Source organism: Acinetobacter sp. AYS6 (genome assembly GCF_025630795.1).
Classification (GTDB): Bacteria; Pseudomonadota; Gammaproteobacteria; order Pseudomonadales; family Moraxellaceae; genus Acinetobacter.
This window is the reverse complement of record NZ_JAOTNV010000004.1, coordinates 742,648-764,303: the sequence shown is the minus strand read 5'-3', so window position 1 is coordinate 764,303 and position 21,656 is coordinate 742,648. Positions and strand designations below refer to the sequence as shown.

The 21,656-nt window shown below is 38.9% G+C and carries 20 protein-coding genes and 1 pseudogene; 13 read left to right on the top strand and 8 right to left on the bottom strand.

From position 1 onward, the window contains the following. Positions 1-242 precede the first annotated feature (242 nt). Complete coding sequence (locus OD757_RS04450; RefSeq protein WP_009393726.1) at positions 243-1,121, top strand: MetQ/NlpA family ABC transporter substrate-binding protein; 879 nt, start codon at positions 243-245, stop codon at positions 1,119-1,121. 301 nt (positions 1,122-1,422) lie between these two features. Here the strand turns inward: OD757_RS04450 and OD757_RS04445 are convergent, their stop codons facing one another. From OD757_RS04445 to OD757_RS04435, 3 genes and pseudogenes are all read right to left on the bottom strand, one after another. Beyond that, the gene (locus OD757_RS04445; protein ID WP_263030980.1) at positions 1,423-1,698 is read right to left on the bottom strand and encodes a hypothetical protein; all 276 of its coding nucleotides are present in this window, start codon (positions 1,696-1,698) and stop codon (positions 1,423-1,425) included. Positions 1,699-1,776: 78 nt separating this feature from the next. Further along, a pseudogene (locus tag OD757_RS04440) lies at positions 1,777-2,193 on the bottom strand (histidine phosphatase family protein); the annotation flags it as partial. An 88-nt stretch (positions 2,194-2,281) separates the two neighbouring features. Next, positions 2,282-2,746, bottom strand: a complete 465-nt coding sequence (locus OD757_RS04435) for a hypothetical protein (protein ID WP_263030979.1) — start codon at positions 2,744-2,746, stop codon at positions 2,282-2,284. Positions 2,747-3,419: 673 nt separating this feature from the next. Between OD757_RS04435 and OD757_RS04430 the strand changes: the two genes are divergently transcribed. Further along, positions 3,420-3,980, top strand: a complete 561-nt coding sequence (locus OD757_RS04430) for a TetR/AcrR family transcriptional regulator (protein WP_263030978.1) — start codon at positions 3,420-3,422, stop codon at positions 3,978-3,980. A gap of 287 nt (positions 3,981-4,267) precedes the next feature. Then, positions 4,268-4,954 carry a hypothetical protein gene (locus OD757_RS04425; RefSeq protein ID WP_263030977.1) on the top strand — a complete coding sequence of 229 codons (687 nt, stop codon included), beginning with the start codon at positions 4,268-4,270 and terminating at the stop codon, positions 4,952-4,954. A gap of 166 nt (positions 4,955-5,120) precedes the next feature. Here the strand turns inward: OD757_RS04425 and OD757_RS04420 are convergent, their stop codons facing one another. Further along, positions 5,121-5,726 carry a nitroreductase family protein gene (locus OD757_RS04420; protein ID WP_263030976.1) on the bottom strand — a complete coding sequence of 202 codons (606 nt, stop codon included), beginning with the start codon at positions 5,724-5,726 and terminating at the stop codon, positions 5,121-5,123. A 51-nt stretch (positions 5,727-5,777) separates the two neighbouring features. Further along, a complete protein-coding gene (locus tag OD757_RS04415) occupies positions 5,778-6,920 on the bottom strand; it encodes a glycerate kinase (RefSeq protein WP_263030975.1) in 1,143 nt (380 codons plus the stop codon). A 397-nt stretch (positions 6,921-7,317) separates the two neighbouring features. On the opposite strand from OD757_RS04415, the gene OD757_RS04410 reads away from it, so the two are divergent. The 5 genes from OD757_RS04410 to epmA all read left to right on the top strand — a co-directional run bounded on the left by OD757_RS04410 (position 7,318) and on the right by epmA (position 13,275). Next, positions 7,318-9,726: an FdhF/YdeP family oxidoreductase gene (locus OD757_RS04410; protein WP_263030974.1), complete on the top strand. Its 2,409-nt coding sequence runs from the start codon at positions 7,318-7,320 to the stop codon at positions 9,724-9,726. A gap of 77 nt (positions 9,727-9,803) precedes the next feature. Continuing rightward, a complete protein-coding gene (gene fdhD / locus OD757_RS04405) occupies positions 9,804-10,586 on the top strand; it encodes a formate dehydrogenase accessory sulfurtransferase FdhD (RefSeq protein WP_263030973.1) in 783 nt (260 codons plus the stop codon). Between the two features lie 151 nt (positions 10,587-10,737). Beyond that, positions 10,738-11,130 carry a YkvA family protein gene (locus tag OD757_RS04400; RefSeq protein ID WP_009393458.1) on the top strand — a complete coding sequence of 131 codons (393 nt, stop codon included), beginning with the start codon at positions 10,738-10,740 and terminating at the stop codon, positions 11,128-11,130. Positions 11,131-11,236: 106 nt separating this feature from the next. Continuing rightward, a complete protein-coding gene (locus tag OD757_RS04395; RefSeq protein WP_263030972.1) occupies positions 11,237-12,304 on the top strand; it encodes a 4-phosphoerythronate dehydrogenase in 1,068 nt (355 codons plus the stop codon). Then, on the top strand, positions 12,301-13,275 hold the full coding sequence (epmA, locus tag OD757_RS04390; RefSeq protein WP_263030971.1) for an EF-P lysine aminoacylase EpmA: 975 nt from the start codon (positions 12,301-12,303) through the stop codon (positions 13,273-13,275). Before OD757_RS04395 ends, epmA begins: the two co-directional genes overlap by 4 nt. Positions 13,276-13,333: 58 nt before the next feature. Here the strand turns inward: epmA and OD757_RS04385 are convergent, their stop codons facing one another. Beyond that, on the bottom strand, positions 13,334-14,323 hold the full coding sequence (locus OD757_RS04385; RefSeq protein ID WP_263030970.1) for a Tim44 domain-containing protein: 990 nt from the start codon (positions 14,321-14,323) through the stop codon (positions 13,334-13,336). A gap of 82 nt (positions 14,324-14,405) precedes the next feature. Beyond that, positions 14,406-15,794, bottom strand: a complete 1,389-nt coding sequence (radA, locus tag OD757_RS04380) for a DNA repair protein RadA (RefSeq protein ID WP_009393526.1) — start codon at positions 15,792-15,794, stop codon at positions 14,406-14,408. A 488-nt stretch (positions 15,795-16,282) separates the two neighbouring features. On the opposite strand from radA, the gene OD757_RS04375 reads away from it, so the two are divergent. From OD757_RS04375 to OD757_RS04355, 5 genes are all read left to right on the top strand, one after another. Next, positions 16,283-17,689 carry an amino acid permease gene (locus OD757_RS04375; RefSeq protein WP_263030969.1) on the top strand — a complete coding sequence of 469 codons (1,407 nt, stop codon included), beginning with the start codon at positions 16,283-16,285 and terminating at the stop codon, positions 17,687-17,689. 140 nt (positions 17,690-17,829) lie between these two features. Next, on the top strand, positions 17,830-18,051 hold the full coding sequence (lptM, locus tag OD757_RS04370) for an LPS translocon maturation chaperone LptM (RefSeq protein WP_263030968.1): 222 nt from the start codon (positions 17,830-17,832) through the stop codon (positions 18,049-18,051). 22 nt (positions 18,052-18,073) lie between these two features. After that, complete coding sequence (gene lysA / locus OD757_RS04365) at positions 18,074-19,324, top strand: diaminopimelate decarboxylase (protein ID WP_263030967.1); 1,251 nt, start codon at positions 18,074-18,076, stop codon at positions 19,322-19,324. Positions 19,325-19,329: 5 nt separating this feature from the next. Further along, positions 19,330-20,175 (top strand): diaminopimelate epimerase, encoded by an 846-nt coding sequence (dapF, locus tag OD757_RS04360; RefSeq protein WP_263030966.1) that lies wholly within the window; start codon positions 19,330-19,332, stop codon positions 20,173-20,175. A 100-nt stretch (positions 20,176-20,275) separates the two neighbouring features. Further along, positions 20,276-20,881, top strand: coding sequence for an alpha/beta fold hydrolase (locus OD757_RS04355; protein WP_263030965.1), 606 nt, complete (start codon positions 20,276-20,278; stop codon positions 20,879-20,881). Between the two features lie 49 nt (positions 20,882-20,930). Here OD757_RS04355 and OD757_RS04350 read toward each other — a convergent pair whose 3' ends face one another. After that, positions 20,931-21,554 carry a LysE family translocator gene (locus OD757_RS04350; RefSeq protein WP_263030964.1) on the bottom strand — a complete coding sequence of 208 codons (624 nt, stop codon included), beginning with the start codon at positions 21,552-21,554 and terminating at the stop codon, positions 20,931-20,933. Positions 21,555-21,656: the final 102 nt, after the last annotated feature.

Genomic DNA, 21,656 nt, shown 5'->3' with positions numbered 1-21,656 from the left:
CAAGCAAGTTATTTGTAGAATATTCACTTATTGATATATGATGAGCCAATATTTAGAAACTGATTCAAAACATAATTCTATTGTTCAGCGAGCAAGATCAAGGAAGAAATAAGGCTGAATTCAGGCTTCTAAACCCGTATATATCTGGAAATTATTTCCAGCCAAATTTTGCATTTTGACCAAATGGTTGGGAATGTCTCACTCTTTTGTAGAGTAGGCGTTTCCTATTTTAGGATGTATCTATGAAAAAATTATTTAGTGTCCTGTTCAGCGCTTCTGTACTCACACTGTCTGCATGTAATAAGCAACCTGCACAAACTGAAAATACAGCACCAGCTAAAGACAAAACTGAGTCAGTACGCACAATTAAACTTGTTTCAACAGGTTCAGATACTGATGTATGGAAATATGTTGCAACGCTTCCTGAGACTAAAGAAGCGGGCATTAAACTCGAAGTGACCAACCTGACTGACTATGTTGTGTTGAACACCTCTGTAGCAAGTGGCGAACAAGACGTAAATGCCTTCCAGTCATTTAATTATTTGGCAGCTTACAATGCTTCAAATAATGCTAAAGTTGCTGCTGTTGCGACAACATACTTGGAGCCAATGGGCCTTTATGCAAATAAAGCGAAAACTGTTGATGAGTTCCCACAAGGCGCTACCATCGCAATTCCAAACGATACTGCCAACGAAGCTCGTGCATTAACATTATTACAGTCTGCTAAACTGATTAAACTCAAACCAGACTTTGACCCTGTAAAAGGGACTGTAAATGACATCGTTGAAAACCCTAAAAATTTGAAATTAAAACCAATTCAAATGACGACAGCAGTTCGTGTTAAAAACGATGTAGATGCAATTGTATTGGGTAATACATTGGCACTTGAAGGCGGTTTAAACGTTCTGAAAGATTCTATCTTCCGCGAGCCTGTTGACCAGTCTACAAAGCTTTATGTGAATTTATTAGGTGTGGCTGAAGCGAATAAAAATGACCCGATCTATACGAAGTTAGGTGAACTTTACCACTTACCTAAAGTACAAAAGTTTGTGAGCGAAAAATTTGGTGGTACAAAAGTTGAAGTGAACAAACCTGTTTCTGAGTTTACAGACATCAAATAAGTAATTTTTAATATAAATTATTTTAAAGCTAAGCCTCGGTAATCGGGGCTTAGCTTTTTTATTTATTAGTTTAAGAATATTATTCTCTAGAAAAATAAACTGCTAACATAAGCATGAGAGTAATTAAAATGCCTACGCCTACACTGATAGTTACTAGTTCTAAATTAAATATCTCTTTCCATAAGCCATGAGCTCCCCAATCACCATCTATTCCTCGATTATTAGATTTACGGCCAATTGTATAGGAAATTCCCATATTACCTTTTTGGAGTTTTATATAGTAGAAATTTTTATAAATTATTTATTCTAAAGATATTTTTATTAATTCAGCTTTTAGCCAATTAAAAAAATTAATAAAATCAGTTTCAGATTGAAAGTAAATATTTGCTTCATCTATAAAGATCTTCCAATCTAATAAATCATCATTTATTAGCTTTGAAATTTCATCAATACATGTAGGAATTTCATCAGGTTTTTTTTGAAAATAATTTAAAATATCTTGGTTGCTTTCAAAAATATCTAAATATCCCAGAAAAAATCCTATTAAATATGCATATTTATTAAAATAAGAGGACATATATTTCCTTTTTATTAGACTTGGAAAAAATGAAAATTTCCTAAAATACACAATACAGCTTATATGAAATTTATTAGTTCAATAAGTAAAAACTTGAGTATTTCTAATCGGCTGATTAACCAAGTTGTATCTAAACTGCTGCATCAATTCTTTTGAAAGTGGCTGAGGTTGCTGTAATTGCATCATCAAAAGCTGTAAAAACTGTCCGTGGCTAAACACAACCAAATTCTTTTGGACATAATTTTCAGTTAATGCCTTTAGCTTTTCATGAAAAGCTTGAACCCGAACATATAGATCTTCAAAAGACTCTGCATCATCGGTATCTTTGTACTGATAATCCATTTTCTCCCAATATGCGTTTACCTTACGATCATCCATATTGGTATTGGCACACTTACGCTCAGATAAATAGTTAAACTCATGCAAATATTTATCGATTTCAGGAGTGAGATTATATTTTTAGAGTAGTGGTACTGCTGTCGGTTGTGTTCGTAAATCGTGAAAATATTTCGTCTAAATCTGCTTAGATTGATTCACCAGCCGTGCCTTGGGTTCATAAATAATTCAATGTTAGTCTATTATATTAAATAGATTTTTCTAGCCATTCATTTACATGTTCTGAAAACTCATCAAATGCTTTTTGAACAGAGAGGGTAAGAACTCCTTGATAAGCTAAATTAATTTGATCGCCATAAATGTATAGCAAAGAAGTTAAAGCTGAATCATGAATATGCCAACAAATTAATTCAATATCATTTATATATTGATCTAAATCAGAGTCTAAGTTTGAAGGTTTTTTTTTCGATATGTATTCTTTTAAAACATTGATAGCGATTAATTGCTTATTCTGTATATCTAAATCGGCTTGTATTAAATTATTAAAATAATCCTTAACTTCAGCTTCAGATTTTAGGAAACAAATATCTAGAACAAATGGATTATTCTTGTCTTCCAATATTTTTTTATCTGCCCAAATTTGAATTTCTTTAGGAGTGATTAGCCCTACATTCAACTTTAATCTAAGACAAAATTTAGTATCATCACTCATAATAAGTTTATTAATCTTCCTAAAATTAACATGATACACCTTATTTAAAAATTCTGCTTATCCTAAACAGCCTTCCAAGCCAATTATCTCCCCCTTTATAAACCCTCATTTAACAATAACTCACTCATTATTTATCCTTACTTTTTAATGATCTAATTTAAAGCAAATGTCATTTTGTGTGCTTGACTGCAAAAGGGTTGGGCACTATTCTTTGCCTGCTGGCCTACATTGCCAGTCGGTTGTCGCAGACCGTGCTCAAGTACATTGAAAAAATTCGTTTTTTTAATGTAGACCCGTTCGTCTCCCTTTTGTTGCGGTAGGACGGAAGGGGGACACCTTCGGGTGTGCTGGGTCTTGAGCCAGTCTGCGAACCCCCTTTCGTTCTGCCACCATAATTTTAATGTCTGGCAGAACTCCCAATAAAAAGGAGTTGGCTTTGGACATTCTTAATTTCTTGGCAGCCTTTGCCGAAAGCTATAACGACACAACTTAAAAATTAAAGCAGCTTGATAGCCAAAAGGTTCTCAGGCTTTAAGTCATTACTGCTCAAAAAATTTGCATCCACAATAAAACTTGAGATGTGCCAAGCACAGTCTTTACGGCTTTGCTATGCCTTTTTTCTCCCAAAAAAGTATCTCTTTTAGAAACAACAAGAATTTATAACGGTAAAACTATGCCAAATTTAGTTCTCTCTTCACGTGCTATACAAGCCGTTAATATATCAATTCATTTATTTCACCAACATGGGTTTCATACGGTTGGGGTCAATAGAATTATTCAAGAGTGTGAAATGCCAAAAGCGACTTTTTATAATTATTTTCACTCTAAAGAGCGTTTGATTGATATCTGCTTAACCGTGCAAAAAGAGCGCCTAAAACAAAAAGTAATTTCCATTGCTGAGCACATCCACTACCCAAGCGCGATAGATAAACTCAAAGCGTTTTATTTCTTACATACAAATTTAGAGGGACTTTACTATTTATTATTTAAAGCCATTTTTGAAACGAAACTAGGCTATCCAAAAGCCTATCAAACCGCGGTTAGATATAGAACGTGGCTCATCAATGAAATTTATAGTCAGCTCATAAAAATAAAAAACGATGCTTCGTTTTATGACGCCAAGTTATTTTTATATATGATTGAAGGCACAATTATCCAGCTTTTAAGCTCAGATCGGGCAGAGCAAAGAGAGACGTCGTTAGATTGCTTTTTGAATCAGCTTATATCGACGTAGTGTGCATGCCTCTATGAATTTTATAGGTTTCTCAAAGCCTGTTTTAAAAAAGAGAATGGGCTTTTTTATTATTGAAAATCGATATTTCATTCAATTCGATGCACTCTTTAATTTCGAGTAGATCACTTATAAGTTCTACACTCATCTTATTTGTGACGGTAAAACAGAATGAACGCTTCTAATCGTAAAGGTTGAAATATAATCAAAAAATACTTTTTTACTCTACATACACAACTCATATGAGGTAGAATTTTTGGCCTTTTCTTTGTTATTCAAGTGATAAGAGCGTGTCTATTTCAAACTGCTTAAAGATAATTTTTCTTATAACCTCAATTCATCTTACCGCTTGTGCCTCATTATCATTAGAGTATAAATATCCAACCTACGAGCAGAAATTTAATACTACGGTATTGCAAGAAGACAATATTATTGGACTAGGCGAAACGAAATCTAAAAATGAACAATCGCCGCATGTTCTACTCATCGGTGAGAAATTCAACTATTTACTTACCGAAGGTGGTCATGATTTATTGAATATTACGCAAAAGTTACCTAAACAAGAGCGTATTGTGCTTAATAAATTACCGCTTGAATTAGACATTTATAATGACAATGTATTTTATGGACACATCCATTTTTATCATCCGGTGCCTGTTAATCAGCTGAGTAAAACAAAGAAACAAGAACTTTTAACATTGGGATTTTTAGAAGAGTCTTTACCTGTAAAGAGTGGAGTTAAAGACGTATTTTTAAGTAAAAATATTGCGATAAAAGGTTCTGTTTATGAAGGAACTCAACAAGCCAATCAGCTTTCATGGGCAGATTCTCTCCCAATTATTCTTCAAGAACAGCAGTTAACTAACCAAGAAAATAAAAAGAATGTTTTAAAAAAGAAGCTATTGTCTCCACTAGCGCTAGGTTTTGATATTATTACTTTACCCATTCAGTTTGGTGTAGGGAAACTCTCTAAATAATAACAGAGTAAAACTGAACTACACCAAGTGCCCTCATCATCAAACAGCTTGATTTGGATGGGTCTAGTATGTTGCTGGACTCATACTTTTGAAATAAAAATTAAAGGCTTCCAACGATTCATAATAAAAAATAGAAATAGTTGGAAGCCTAAAATCTAGATAAAACTTAGAATGTATTTTGAATAATGACATCATCGTAAGGAAGTTTGCCCACACGTGGGTAAGGCTGAGATGCCGACTTACCCACTGCAATCATTAAACACACCACATGATCTTCAGGTAAGTTAATGAGTTTCGCCATCGCATCAAAGTCAAAACCGTCCATTGGGCAACTGTCTAAACCATGCTCTTGAGCAAGCAGCATTAAGGTTTGAGCAAAAATGCCTGCACTACGCATAACTTCGTCACGTTGGGTTTGTGGGCGGTCACGGTAATATTGGTCAATCGCGCCTACCATAATATTTTGAACTTCCGGAGAAGCGCCATCCCACACACGTTTAGCATCGGTTTCCCACGAGCTTACTTTTGCGCATAACACAATCAGTAAAGAAGCTTCGGTAACTTGTGGTTGGTCCCATGCAATGGTACGAATTTTTTGTCTGAGTTCAGCGTCTTCAATCACAACAGGGCGCCAGTGCTGCAAATTAAATGCACTTGGTGCATTGGCTAAAACTTCTTGTAATAACTGTTGTTTATTTTCTTCAGAGATTTGAAACGAAGGGTCGAAGCGTTTAACCGCACGACGTTGCTGAATGGCATCAATAACGTTCATAAGACATTCCTATTTGATGGTTTAACCGTTTTAAAGATAACGAAGTAATGTTTAGTGTTGTTTCAGATTAAACTGAATTAATCTGGCAATATCAATTGTTCTCTCGCGAATGAGTTCTGATGCATGTTCGCAGGCGTGTTCTAATGTGATGGGGCCATTTGTCAGTGAAAAAGCAGCCGTAACGCCGTTTTCATAAAGCGCTTGGTAGCCTTCGCCTAAAGTTCCTGCAATTACAATAACAGGTATATTTTGCATTTTCGCGACTCGGCTCACACCAAAAACTGTTTTGCCATTTAAAGTCTGTCGGTCAAATTTTCCTTCACCTGTAATCACCCAGTCGGCGTTGGCGATTTTATGGGCCAGCTGATTGAGTTCAGCCACAACTTCAACTCCAGCCTTAAATTCTGCATTTAAATAACTTTTGGCTGCAAAGCCTAAACCTCCCGCAGCGCCAGAGCCAGCTTCATCTCGTTTATCGACACCCAAAAGCTCCGCAGAGACATCGGCAAAATGGGCAAGGGCTTGGTCAAGTAATTGTACTTGAGCAGGGGAAGCACCTTTTTGTGGACCAAAAATATAAGATGCCCCGTTTGGACCACAGAGTGGATTGGTGACATCGGCAGCCAATAAAAACCGAGTTTGCTGAATACGCGGGTCGAAATGTGTTAAATCAATTTTTGACAAGGTTTGTAATGCGAGGCCACCATTGGGTAAAACCTGTTGGTCTGAGTCTAATAACGATGCACCTAGCGCACGGAGTAGTCCTGTGCCTCCATCATTGGTTGCACTGCCACCCACAGTTAAAATAATGTCTTTTGCACCTGCGTCTAACGCCTCTAAAATAAGCTGGCCTGTTCCAAATGTTGTGCTTTGGCAGGCATCACGTTCTGAGGGTGGAACTAACTGTATGCCGCTGGCTTGAGCCATTTCAATCATGGCGATTTTTTGTTTTTCTAACCATCCCCATTTGGCTTGAACAGGCTGCCCTAGTGGTCCAATTACAGTTTTTTCACGCCATTGACCTTCGCAGACTTCTAACACGGCTTCAATTGTACCTTCACCACCGTCTGCCATTGGGCATATAAGCGTTTCAGCCTCTGGGAAAACCTCATGCCATCCTTGAGCAATTGCTTGAGCGACGCCCAAAGCCGATAGGCTATCTTTAAAAGAGTCTGGCGCAATCACAACCTTCATAAGTTCTCTAAATCTGTTTTTTCCAATTAATTTATACTGCTTAAACCCATAAAAACCTACTTAAAATGTCTTAAATTTTAGTTCGCAACCTCATTTCTATTTTTAAAAAATATAAAGTGAATTATGTTTTTATCTGTAAAAAACAGATCTTTGTGTTTTTAGACTGTTGTTATTACTGAATTTAATTAATTTTTTGGTTTTGGCCGAATGATTGTAATTATAAAAAATATGGCACATATTATAAGAAGAGTTGAGGCTGCTTCTAAATATCATGGATAAGATAAAAGTGGACTTTTACTTAATTAAGATAAGCAGCAGAAAGCATAGATATAACCATAATTATTTATGAATTTATTGCACCTGCTGAAAGTGTAAAAAGAAATAAGAGGATGACAAAGTGGATAATTCTGAAGAACAAAAGCACATACAAGAAAATAACGGCTTTGCACGAATTGAACCCTATACTCATCCTGCTGGCGGATGGGGTGCGCTTCTGAGTGTTGCCCGAAACTTAAAACGACAAGATATTTTAAAAAAAGGTTCAATTACCTTACTCAATATTAACCAGCCTACGGGGTTCGACTGTCCGGGCTGTGCATGGCCTGAAAAGAAAAATGCTCATGCGTTTAACTTCTGTGAAAACGGTGCGAAAGCGGTTGCATTTGAAGCGACCAGTAAAACAGTTACTCCTGAATATTTTGCTAACCACACGGTGAGTTGGTTGTCTGAACAAAGTGATTTTTTTCTTGAAGATTTAGGCCGCTTAACCGACCCAGTTCGCTACGATGCAGCAACTGATAAATATGTAGCAATTTCATGGGATGAAGCATTTCAGATTATTGCCAAACATTTACATGCGCTAGACCATCCAGACCAAGCGGCATTTTATACGTCGGGCCGTGCGAGTAACGAAGCTGCATTTTTATATCAATTGTTTGTGCGAAGCTTCGGTACAAATAACTTTCCAGACTGTTCGAACATGTGTCATGAAACCACAAGTGTTGGATTACTTGATTCGATTGGTTTAGGAAAGGGCACAGTTACGCTAGAAGATTTTGATTTAGCCGATGCCATTTTTAGTTTTGGACACAACCCGGGAACCAATCACCCACGTATGTTAGGTACTTTAAGAGAAGTCTCTAAACGCGGCGGAAATATTATTGCGATTAACCCGATTAAAGAGCGAGGCTTAGAGCGTTTCCAAGACCCCCAAGCACCACTTGAAATGATGACCAACGGCAGTACCCCAATTAGTCGTTATTATTTCCAGCCTAAAATTGGTGGTGACTATGCACTGATGTTAGGGATGTTAAAGCACTTAAATGAGTGGGATAAAAAAGCCCTTGCTTCAGGTAAACCAAGTGTTTTTGACCGAAATTTCATTGCAGTCAATACAATCGGTTTTGATGAGATGATTGCTGAGGTTGAAAGAACTGAATGGGCAGATATTTATAAACACTCAGGTCTATCACCTGAACATCTAGAAAAATTAGCTAAACTGTTTTTAGAGTCTGAGCGCTCAATCTTTTGTTGGGGGATGGGCATTACCCAACATCGTCACGGAACAGCCAATGTACACATGTTAGCGAATTTGTTGTTGGCACGTGGGCAAATTGGCAGACCAGGTGCAGGGCTTTGTCCGGTTCGTGGGCACAGTAATGTGCAAGGTGACCGAACCATGGGCATTAATGAACTTCCTAGCCCTAAATTACTCGATAACATTGACCGTGTGTTCGGTATTAAATCGCCAAGAAAAAATGGTTTTGGGGTCGTAGAAACCATTAAAGCCATGGCTGAGGGTGAGGTCAAAGTCTTTATTGGTTTAGGTGGAAACTTTGCAGTTGCAACTCCCGATACGCCGTATACGCAAGAAGCGCTCAGAAAATGTAATTTAACCGTTCATGTGGCAACCAAGTTAAATCGAAGCCATTTGGTGTGTGGTAAAGAGGCACTCATTTTGCCTTGTTTAGGGCGTACCGAAATTGATGAGCAGCTTCATGGTCCGCAGGCCATTTCAGTCGAAGATTCGATGAGTAATATTCATTTGTCGGCTGGGCGTAATACCCCAATTTCTGAAAATATTTTATCTGAACCAGACATCGTGGCAAGAATGGCTGAAGCAGTGCTACCAGACAGCAAGATCAAATGGAAATGGTACATTGAAAGTTATGATCGTATTCGTGACTCAATTGCTGAAGTGTTTGACGAGTTCCATGATTTTAATTTACGTGTTTATAACCCAGGTGGATTCCACTTAGAGCATCCAGCCAATCAGCACATCTGGAACACAAAAAGTGGTAAAGCACAGTTTATGATTACACCACTGAGTGAAGTCTATGGCGATAAAGAAAATCAATATGCTGCCGCCTATACCCAGAGTAAAGTTTATACCTTAATGACGACTCGCTCTCACGATCAGTACAACACCACGCTATATGGTCTTGATGACCGTTACCGTGGGGTGTTCGGTCAGCGCCGTGTCTTGTTTATGAATCAGGCTGATATTGATGAAGCTGGCTTTGAGGCAAATCAATGGGTCGATATTGAAAGTGTTTTCTCAGATGGCGTGAAACGTATTGTGCATAGTTTCCGTATTGTGCCGTACAACATTCCACGTGGCAGCTTAGCCGCTTACTATCCGGAAACCAATCCTTTGGTGGCGTTAAGCAGTCATGATAAATACGCCAAGATTCCGGCTTCAAAAAGTGTTCCTGTGATTTTGCATCCCGGCAATGCGCCAGAGCACTTCAACTTGGCAACAGCAGTTGACCCTGAAGATGCAGATAGAAAAGTAAGCAACCTTTAAATTAAAGGCGATACTAAAAATTTAACTCAAACCCATGGCGCTATTAATGGCGCCATTTCAAGATAAAGGAAATTATTTTGACACCTTCTTATGGGGTTGAAACATTACAAGTACAGCGGTTTAAGAAAACCGAATCTGAAAGTGTTTTAGATAATATTGTTCAAGAATATCCAATTGCTTTGGTATATAACGGTATTTCCCATGCGGTGATGATGGCAACACCGACTGATGTGAGTTTGTTTGCTAAAGGTTTTAGTTTGTCGGAAGGCATTTTGACGAACCTAAAAGAACTATATGCTCTTGATGTACATCAAAATGAATTGGGTATTACGGTTGAGATGACCATTTCATCTAGAGCATTCGCGGCATTAAAAGAACATCGTCGAATGATGGTGGGTCGTACAGGTTGTGGTTTATGTGGCATTGAAAGTTTAGAGCAGTTTCAGCTCGATATTCCTAAAATTACAACCGAGCCTTCTAAAGAATGGCTCAAGCAAATTCCAATTGCGATTTCTCATTTAAAAGATCAGCAAAAAATTACAGCCTTAACTGGCGGAGCGCATGCAGCAGCTTGGGTGGTTGAAGGCAAAATCATGGCTTTATTTGAAGATGTTGGTCGCCACAATGCCTTAGACAAACTGTTGGGTTATTTAGCTCAAGAAAACTATGACACCAGTTCGGGTTTTGTGGTCATGACCAGTCGTGCAAGCTATGAACTAATTCGTAAATGTGCTCAGCTCAATATTGGTTTATTGGCTTCTATTTCTGCTCCAACCAGCATGGCAATTCGACTCGCAAAAACTTCTGGTTTAACTTTGGCAAGTTTTTGTCGTGGAGATGATTTTGTTTTATATACCTAAGCAAGACGCGTACAAAGGGTTAATTAGATAAGCTCAAGTGAAAAGAAGGCTCAAAAATAATCGAGATATACATTTCTATTTTGCCTAATTTTAAGTTAAACATGAGCTTTATACATTATGATCAGATTTTTGTAGGTCAGAGTGTGGGCCAATGACTTGGTTACAGTCTCTAAAAGATTGGGCAAAACGCCTAAAAAAACAAATTATTATGCTTTGGTTTGCCTCAAAGCATCCTCAGATGCCGCTATTGCCGAAAGTTTTAGCGGTAATTGCTGTTGCTTATGCTTTTAGTCCAATTGATTTAATTCCAGATTTTATCCCTATTTTAGGCTTTGTTGATGACGCTTTAATTTTGCCAATCCTCATCTGGTTAGCTGTTCGCTTTACGCCTAAGCAAGTCATGTTAGAGGCAGAGCAACAAGCTGAAGAGTGGCTAGAACAACAGGAGCGTCGACCTCAAAATTATTTGGTCGCTGTGCTGATTATTCTAGTTTGGATAACTTTGGCGGTCATGGCTTATTTCTATTTTGGCGGCGGTTTGTAAGCCTTAAAAGTGCAAGATATAGAATCGTGAATTTAAAGGCATTAACATTGTGCTTTGCTACAACTCAAAGGATAATAACGTTTTTATAAGCTTTGAGTTGCAGATAATGAAAATCGTCGCAGATGAAAATTTGGCATTTACCGATTACTTTTTTTCAGAGTTTGGCGATATTCAACACCATGCGGGACGCACCTTAACTCATGCAGATGTAAAAGATGCAGAAGCATTATTGGTCCGCTCGGTAACCGCAGTGAATGCAAGCTTAATTGAAAATACTGCATTAAAATATGTGGGTAGCGCGACAATTGGCACCGACCATTTAGATATTTCAGCTTTAGAAAAACAAGGTATTACGTGGGCAAATGCCGCAGGTTGTAACGCACAGGCAGTTGCTGAATATGTCATTACTGCTTTGCTGCATTTAGACATCAACCTTTTAGAGCAACAAGAAAAATTTACCCTAGGCATTGTGGGGCTTGGAAACGTCGGTAAACGTTTGGCCTATATGGCGCAGTTACTTGGCTGGAATGTGATTGGCTTTGACCCATTTGTTCAGTTAGATTCAATTAAAAATGTGAGTTTAGAAACTCTGTTGCAACAAGCCAACGCAGTTTCAATTCATGTGCCACTTACCAAAAATGCTGAGCATGCGACATATCATTTATTTGATGAAAAAGCGTTTGCAGCACTTCAACCTAATACAATTTTAATTAATAGTGCGCGTGGTCCAGTCGTTAAAGAATCTGCTTTAATCGAAGATATTCAGCGTACCCAGCGTAAAGTTGTACTCGATGTATTTGAACATGAACCAGTCATATCTGAAGAACTTATAGAAATGTTGGCTTTGGCAACACCGCATATTGCGGGTTATAGCCTCGAAGGGAAGGCCCGCGGTACGCAAATGATTTATGAAGCATTCTGCCAAAAATTCGGATTCGACATCAATAAGCGTTTCGAGACCCAATTGCCTACGTGTGAAGACTATTTTTCAGGAAATGATTTAAAAGCAGTGTTAAAGCAAAAATTAACTCAAATTTATGATATTGCTCAAGATGACGCCAATATACGTGCCTGCATTAAAGAGGGCAAAGTAGAGCAAAAAGCATTTGATTTATTGCGTAAGAATTATCCGCTACGCCGTGAGTGGGCAGCGCATGGAGGGCCGCAGGCATGAATTTAAGTTATCAACCAACTTGTTCAATTGATGCCTTAAAAGCGCGTGCCAAGCTCTATAGCCAGATTCGTCAATTCTTTGCTGAACGTGATGTTATGGAAGTTGAAACACCAATTGTTTCACAAGCAGGCGTCACCGATGTGCATTTAGCTTCGGTTCAGGCTTTACGTCATATCAATGGTAAATTGCAGACTCAGTATTTACAGACGTCACCTGAGTTTGCCATGAAACGTTTGCTGGCAAGCGGTAGTGGACCGATTTATCAAATCTGTAAGGTTTTTCGAGACGATGAACATGGGCGTAAACACAATAGTGAATTTACCATGCTTGAGTGGTATCGTCCGGGTCTAGACTTAAAAGCCTTAATGCATGAAACAGCTGATTTATTGCAAACTTGCTTGCAGCATCGATTTGGCGAAGTTCGTCCGTTTATTCTAAGTTATAAGCATGCCTTTCAAGATCGTCTCGATATTAATCCATTACAAGCAACGTTGAAGCAACTCAAAGATACGGCAAATCGTGTGGGATTAAATCTTGATTTAGGCGATGACCGTTTAGCTTATATGGATTTGTTGTTTTCTCATTTTGTTGAGCCGAGTTTAGGGTTTGATGCGCCTGTCTTTTTAACTGACTTTCCACCAGAAATGGCCTCTTTGGCAAAAGTGAAAGTAGATGAAGATGGGGAAGAGGTAGCAGCGCGTTTTGAGGTTTATATTGAAGGTTTAGAGCTCGCAAATGCCTACGATGAATTGCTCGACGCAGACGTATTACGCTCACGTTTTGAAGCAGACAATGCAGAGCGTGCTAAGCAAGGCCTGCATGTCATGCCTTTAGATGAACACTTGTTAGTAGCGTTGCCTCGTATGCCAGAATGTTCAGGAATTGCTTTAGGGGTAGATCGCTTACTCATGGTTGCAATGGATCAGGTCAAAATTGAAAAAGTCATTACATTCCCAGCTGAAATTGCTTAAAAAATGACAAATAAAAAAGCCACAATATTGTGGCTTTTTTATTGAGGATTTATTTAGCTTAAGCTTGTTGAATACCTGCAACAACCCAGTCTTGCTGAGAGCCAGCAGGCTTAACAAAGTGCCAAATTTCAGTAAATGGTTGTGGCAAGCTGTTTAAGTCTTCACTTACAGTACCTGTGAAGCGTACGCTTACAACGTATTGACCATTTTCAGTTGCACTGTCTACAACCATCGCATTCAGATTGCTAAATTCAGCAACGTCTTGATCTTGGTTTTCCATGATGTCGTTATACATAGAACTATAAAGTTCTGGTGTTAAGTAACGGCGAATTTCTTCGATATTACTTGCAGTATTCATCGATTGGATGTGATTAAAACGTTGACGTGCAATACGCAAGAACGCAGCAGGTTCGCTACCATCAGGAAGTTGATTGCCATTGCTCGTTGTTGCACCACCAAAAGGTGCTTGGGTTGCTGCACCGCCACCCACAGATTGACCAAAGATATTTGTATTATCTCCAGTATTGCGTGGAGCAGCTTGTGGGGCAGCAGAACGGCCAAATGGGTTTTGACCGTTGTTATTTGGTGCGTAAGGATTGTTACCTGCTAATTTTTTTTTTGCGCCCAATTTGCGAAACACAAAAAAGGCTAAAGCTGCTGCAAGTAATACCCAAATCCAGCCAGGAATTCCGCCTTTTTTCTCTTCTTGGGCTTGAGCAGCTTGTTCATTTCCAGCTTGAGTCGCTTGATGTTCAGTTGATGTTGATTTGTCATCAGCTAAAGCATTTGCTGCAACAGCACCTACGGCAGCACCAGCTACACCAGCTGCAACCATTGAACCAACACCTGGACCTGATCGTTGAGGTGCAGTAGCAGGTTGTTGAGCAGGAGTCACTTGACGAGGTTGTTGATAAGACTGGCTTGAAGTAGTAGAGCGTGCCATACCGTGGCTTTTACCACCACCTGCACGTTTAGCTTCAGCAAGAGGCGAAATTGCTAAAGCAGCCATTAAAATACCGGTAATCAAGCCACGCTGGTGTACTTCCATAGGAAATTCCTGTCTAAAGTTAAATTGTAATAGTATTTATGAAGGTATTTACGCTAAATTTCAACCATAAAAGTATGTTTTTTTATGTCAATTCATCACTAAGTTGCATTGCTTCTGTCAATGCTTCATGCAGGCGGGCAACCGCAATGACTTGTACGCCTGGAATTGCTTTTTGCGGCGCATTACCTCTTGGCAAAATGACATATTTAAAGCCATGTTTTGCAGCTTCTTTTAAACGCTCTTGACCATTTGGTACAGGACGAATTTCTCCAGAAAGGCCAACTTCTCCAAAAACTGCAAGCTGTTGGGGCAAAGCTTTAGTTCGTAAACTTGAAGCGCATGCAAGTAAAACGGCTAAGTCAGAACCTGTTTCAGTAATCTTTAAGCCACCCACAATATTCACATAGACGTCTTGACCAGTGGTTTGAACACCGCCGTGACGATGCATGACAGCAAGAAGCATATTTAAACGGTTTTGTTCAAGACCTAATGCGACGCGGCGAGGTTGCCCTTGAGCATCATCAACTAAAGCTTGTACTTCAACTAAAAGCGGACGAGTCCCTTCACGGCTAATCATGACAATTGAACCGGGGATTGCTTCATCATAACGACTTAAGAAAATGGCAGAAGGGTTGGCAACTTCGCGTAAACCTTTATCTGTCATGCCAAATACGCCAAGCTCATTGACTGCACCAAAACGGTTTTTAACCGCACGAATCATTCGGTAGCGAGAGTCAGATTGGCCTTCAAAGTAAAGTACGCAATCCACCATGTGTTCTAAAACACGTGGACCAGCCAGTGCACCTTCTTTGGTCACATGACCGACAATGAAGAGTGCAGTGCCACTATTTTTTGCATAACGAGTTAATAAAGCAGCAGATTCACGAATTTGTGAAACACCGCCCGGAGCAGACTGAAGTGTTTCTGTATACAGCGTTTGGATCGAATCTAAGATCGCCACGACAGGTTTTTCTTGTTCTAAAACTTCGCAAATTCGTTCAACGCAGGTTTCTGCCATGACTTTTAACTGGTCAGTAGGTAAGTCAAGACGTTGAGCACGAAGTGCAACCTGAGATAAAGATTCTTCACCGGTAATATAAAGTGCAGAGCTTTTTGCACTTGCCATATAGGTTGCAGTTTGCAAAAGAATGGTCGATTTACCAATGCCGGGGTCACCACCAATCAATACAACTGAACCCGTGACTAAGCCACCGCCAAGTACGCGATCAAATTCGCTAATACCTGTCTGTAAGCGGGTTTCATGGGAAAAAGTAACTTTATTGAGCGTTGTAATATTGGCAACTTGGCCTGCATAGCCCCCAACTTTGGGACGTGCGCGGTGAGCAGTGGTAGGTTCAAGTTTGACTTCAGTCAAAGAATTCCATTCACCACACTCTGAACATTGACCTGCCCATTTAAGGTGGTCAGCACCACATTGTTCGCAACGGTAAACAGTTTTGACTTTGCTCATATTCGACTTCAGTTAAAAACTTCTTAATTAATAGTAGAAGCTGAGTATAACAAAACCAAAATAGAGAATCAGTTTTGAAGTGGAATACATTTTGCTTAATTTAAAACAACGAAAATATCAGGTCATTGTCATGTGTTAGTTAATTTAAAAGATTAAGGTCGAGCAGGGGTGTTTTTAATAAACAGATGAAGGACTGAAATGAAATTGAAGATTAGAAAAACGGTCAATTGAATCGTCTTTTTAATTTAAAAATCAGACAAGTTCAAGTCATGTTTTTAGACCGTAAAGTGCGTTGTATTGCTATGGGCTTGTGCGTATTATCAGATTTAATTGTATGTAGCTTGAAATCATCAGCAATACAGATAAAAATCGGTTAGCTGAAAAATTATCAAAAAATATACATTTAAAAGATACCTGCAAATGGTGCGATATCGTCTTTTTGATTTTAGCTAACGGACTAAAAAAAATTACTGGAGTGTATTGATAAGATGTCGAATCAAAATCTGAATGAGTCTCATGAACAAGGTGAGCTCCATCGTAGCCTGTCAAATCGGCATTTACAGCTGATTGCGATTGGCGGTGCAATTGGTACGGGATTGTTTATGGGATCGGGCAAAACAATTAGTCTTGCTGGCCCTTCAATCTTATTCATTTACCTAATCATTGGTGTGATGGTGTTTTTTGTCATGCGAGCGCTTGGCGAACTACTTCTTTCAAATCTTGCCTATAAATCATTTATTGATTTCACCACAGATTTAATTGGCCCATGGGCAGGTTATTTTGTAGGCTGGACCTATTGGCTGTGTTGGATCACCATTGGTATTGCCGATCTTTCTGCAATTATTTATTACCTACAATTCTTCAATAATGGTCTACCTTTTTCGCCTGTCGAAGGTGCCATGATTAGTGTGGCAGCCATTGTATTCATTATGGGCTTGAACTTGTTAACAGTTCGCCTGTTTGGTGAGTTGGAGTTCTGGTTTGCGCTTATCAAAATCCTAGCAATTATTATTTTAATTGCTGTGGGTCTATGGATGATCTTTACAGGCTTTACCTCGACTACTGGTGAAGTGGCATCCTTTACTCATTTGTGGGCAAATGGTGGTTTCTTCCCGACGGGTGTACATGGCTTCTTGGCAGGCTTCCAGATTGCGATTTTTGCTTTCGTGGGTGTAGAGCTTGTCGGAACAACGGCTGCGGAAACTAAAGATCCTGAACGTAATTTGCCTAAAGCCATTAACTCAATTCCAATTCGTATCATTATTTTCTATGTGTTCGCATTGATTATTGTAATGTCAGTAACACCATGGAATAAAATTGATCCAGCCATCAGCCCATTTGTAAACTTGTTTAGTCAAGCAGGTGTTGCAGCCGCAGCAATCTTGATGAACTTAGTGGTATTGTCATCAGTGATGTCATCAATGAACAGTGGCGTATTTTCAACAAGCCGTATGTTATTTGGTTTATCACGTGAAGATCAGGGACCAAAAGCTTTTGGTAAATTGAACAGACGTGCAGTACCTGCAAATGCATTGTATTTCTCTGCTGCGTGTTTATTGTTAGGTGCAGCATTACAGTATTTTGTACCAAATACCGTTGAGGCATTTACGCTTGCAACAACACTTTCAACGATTCTGTTCATTTGCGTGTGGTTACTCATTATCTGGAGTTATATCCGTTATTACACTACACGTCCTGAGCTGCATGCAAAATCAACATTTAAATTGCCGGGCGGCCTATTTACATGTTGGATCACGATTATTTTCTTTATTGGTATGATTTACGTGTTGTCTTTAGAGCCAGATACGTTTAAAGCGCTTAAAGTCAGCCCAATTTGGTTTGTTATCTTGATCATTGGTTATTTCTTCTTCTATAAACCGCGTCATAAAAAGTAATTAAATTTATTTAGTTATGATCAAACGCCGGCCTAAAAGCTGGCGTTTTTTATGCATATTGTTTTTCTCTTTAAGTTTACTCTTTAGCCGCCTGCATGATCACGGTATACTGCATCGAATTGTTTAAATCAGGTGCTCAGATGCGTCGTGTCATTTGCCTCATCAGTTTATTGAGCAGCAGTGTTTTGCTTAGTGCTTGTGGTCAGTCAGGAGTATTACAACTACCTTCTGATCCAAATTATGACAAACGTGCGAAATACTTGCTCTATCGTAATAAAGAACCAAAACAAGTTGTGCAACAGGATGAACAAGCTGAACAGCCAGTTGAAGCATCAGCCCCAACCCAAACAACTTCACCCTAAGCTTTGAAATAAGGACACATTCATGAGTTTCACTCGCATTAATGGAGTATTGCACGCAGAGCAATGTTCTCTGGAGCAGCTTGCGCAGCAATTTGGCACACCGTTGTATGTTTATTCAAAAGCAGCTTTTGAAAAACATTACTTAGATATGGATCGTGCTTTTGACTTTATTGATCATCAAATCTGTTTTGCGGTGAAATCTAACTCAAATTTAGCTGTTCTTAATGTATTGGCAAAACTGGGTGCGGGTTTTGATATCGTATCTGGTGGTGAACTTGCACGTGTTTTAAAAGCGGGTGGGGATGCATCTAAAATTGTTTTTTCGGGTTTAGGTAAAACCGAAGTCGATATTGAAACATCGTTAAACGTAGGCATTGCCTGCTTTAATGTAGAGTCATATGCAGAACTAGACCGTCTTCAAAAAGTTGCAGCTCGTCTAGGCAAAAAAGCGCCGATTTCTTTACGTGTAAACCCAGACGTAGATGCAAAAACACATCCTTATATTTCAACGGGTTTAAAAGAAAATAAATTTGGTATTCCAAGTGATACCGTTTATGAAACCTATCAATATGCTGCATCTTTGCCAAACCTTGAGATCATTGGAATTGACTGCCACATTGGTTCGCAATTAACCGAGACTAAACCATTCGTTGATGCTTTAGATCGTGTCATGGTCATGATTGATGAATTAAAAAAACTTGGTATCAATCTTAAACACATTGATATCGGTGGTGGTTTAGGTGTTTGTTATAAAGATGAAACGCCGCCAAGTGTCGAAGAATATGCGAACTCAATGAAACCTGCTTTAGAAAAGTTAGGTCTCAAAGTTTATATGGAGCCGGGTCGTAGCATTAGTGCAAATGCAGGTGTGCTTTTAACAAAAGTTGATTTGCTCAAGCCAACAAGCCACCGTAATTTTGCGATTATTGATGCTGCAATGAACGATTTGATTCGTCCTGCATTATATGAAGCATGGATGGATATCCAACCTGTGGTGCCAAGTTCAGATACGGAAGAAAAAACTTGGGATTTGGTTGGTGCAATCTGTGAGACAGGTGACTTTATTGGTAAAGATCGCTCATTGGCTTTAAAAGAAAATGACTTGTTAGCTGTTCTCGGTGCAGGCGCTTATGGTTTTGTAATGAGTTCAAATTACAACACACGTGGGCGTGCTGCTGAAGTGATGGTGTCTGGTGATAAAGCCCATTTGATTCGTGAACGTGAAACAGTTGAATCCCTTTGGGAAAAAGAAAGATTGTTGCCTGAGGAGTAAATGAAATGTTGTTAGAATTTACTAAAATGCATGGCTTAGGCAATGACTTTATGGTGGTTGATCTGATTAGCCAACGTGCTTATTTAGATACCGAAACTATTCAACGCTTAGCTGACCGTCATTTCGGTATTGGTTTTGATCAGCTTTTAATTGTTGAACCACCAGATTTACCGGAAGCAGATTTTAAATATCGCATTTTCAATGCAGATGGTTCTGAAGTTGAACAATGTGGTAATGGTGTGCGCTGTTTTGCTCGCTTTGTACATGAGCGTCATTTAACGAGCAAAACGAATATTACTGTTCAAACCAAAGCTGGTATTGTAAAGCCAGAACTTGGACAAAATGGTTGGGTACGCGTGAATATGGGTTACCCGAAATTCTTACCAAATGAAATTCCATTTGTTGCTGAACAACCAGAAGCTTTATATACACTTGAGTTAGCCAACGATCAAAACATTAGCATTGATGTGGTCAATATGGGCAATCCTCACGCTGTCACTATTGTTCCTGATGTACTCACAGCAGATGTTGCTGGTATTGGCCCGCAAGTTGAATCACATGTTCGTTTCCCTGAACGTGTGAATGCTGGATTTATGCAAATCATTGATGAAAACCATGTGCGCCTTCGTGTATTCGAACGTGGTGTAGGTGAAACACTTGCATGCGGTACAGGGGCTTGTGCGGCTGCGGTAAGTGGCATGCGTCGTGGCTTACTTGCTAACTCAGTTGAAGTTGAACTTGCTGGCGGTAAGCTACAAATCGAATGGCAAGAAGGTGATGTGGTCTGGATGACTGGTCCAACAACCCATGTATATGATGGGCGTTTAGATTTACGTTATTTCCAAGGTTAATAGCATTACCAAAATAGAAGCCTCTTTTGTTAGCTAAAGTGATAAAAGAGGCTTTCTTTTATATGTATAATACTATTTGATTTAATTAATTTATAAGAATATGAATAATTTAATTTTCCTTCCTGGTGCATCAGGCAGTACTGCATTTTGGCATCCCTTAATTGAAAAATTACCTCAGCATTACCAGACAAAAATTATTGGTTATCCCGGTTTTGGCGATACACCAGAATCTCTTGAGGTCAAAAGTTTTGAAGACCTAACAAATTATGTAGTCGATCAAATTAATGAGGAAGCTGTAATTGTTGCGCAATCTATGGGTGGCATTTTTGCTGTTGCCGCAGCGTTAAAGAAACCTCAAATGATTAAAGGTTTAGTCCTGATTGCTACATCAGGCGGAATAGATCTGAGTCCGTTTAATGTTCAGGACTGGCGTGAAGCATACCGCCAAGCATTTTTAAAATATCCAGATTGGTTTGTTACCACTAATGCCAACTATGAAGAGTTCTTGTCAGATATAAACATTGAAACTTTATTGATATGGGGCGATAACGATCCAGTGAGCCCTGTTCAGGTGGGTCAATATTTAAATCAAAAGTTTAAAAATTCGAGGTTATATGTTGTGAAAAATGGCGACCATCAATTAGCAGAAAAACATGCCGATGAAGTTTCAGTTCAAATAAAAACCTACTTAGAAAAACTAATGTAATTTTTTAAGTATTATTTAGCGTGCTATATGTCAGTACGCTTTTTAAAATTTACCTTTTACTCAAAGCCAATTTCAAAGCAAACAACACAAAAATACTGCCTGTAATCCGGTCCATATATTTCACAAATTTAGGTTGCTTTAGATAACGTGACAGCGGCTGCATGGCCAAAATTAATAAAGTTGACCATACTATCCCAATCACCACATGAATCATCACAAGTCCCATGACCCAAGTAACAGCTGATGCTTGTGGTGGAATAAATTGTGGAAGAAATGAAATATAAAAAATACCGACTTTCGGGTTGAGTAAGTTACCCAAGAAACCTTTAATAAACCAGTTCTGGGAAGAAGCTGTATCTGAATTATTCCCTTGCATGTCTGTAAGTTGGCTACGTGGTTTTAAAATCATATTCAAACCCAACCATGCAAGATAAGCAGCCCCCATCCATTTCAGAATATTAAAAGCTAAATCAGAAGCCATGAGCAAAGCACCCAGACCACAAGCGACCACAATTCCCCATGCAATACAGCCAAGGCTAATACCTACTGCTGCTTGAAACGCTTTCGATTTACCTTCAAGAGTAGCGGTACGAATAATTAAAGTCGTATCCAGACCTGGTGTAAGGGTAAGTAATGTAATCGCAATTAAGTAGGGAAGGAGTATGGTAGTCATGACAGCAGGGTTCCGACAAATACTTAAGATGAAGTGTAATATATAAGGTAGTGAGTTGTTATGCAGTACGATCTCAATTTTCCTGAACAACTACTTTTTGAT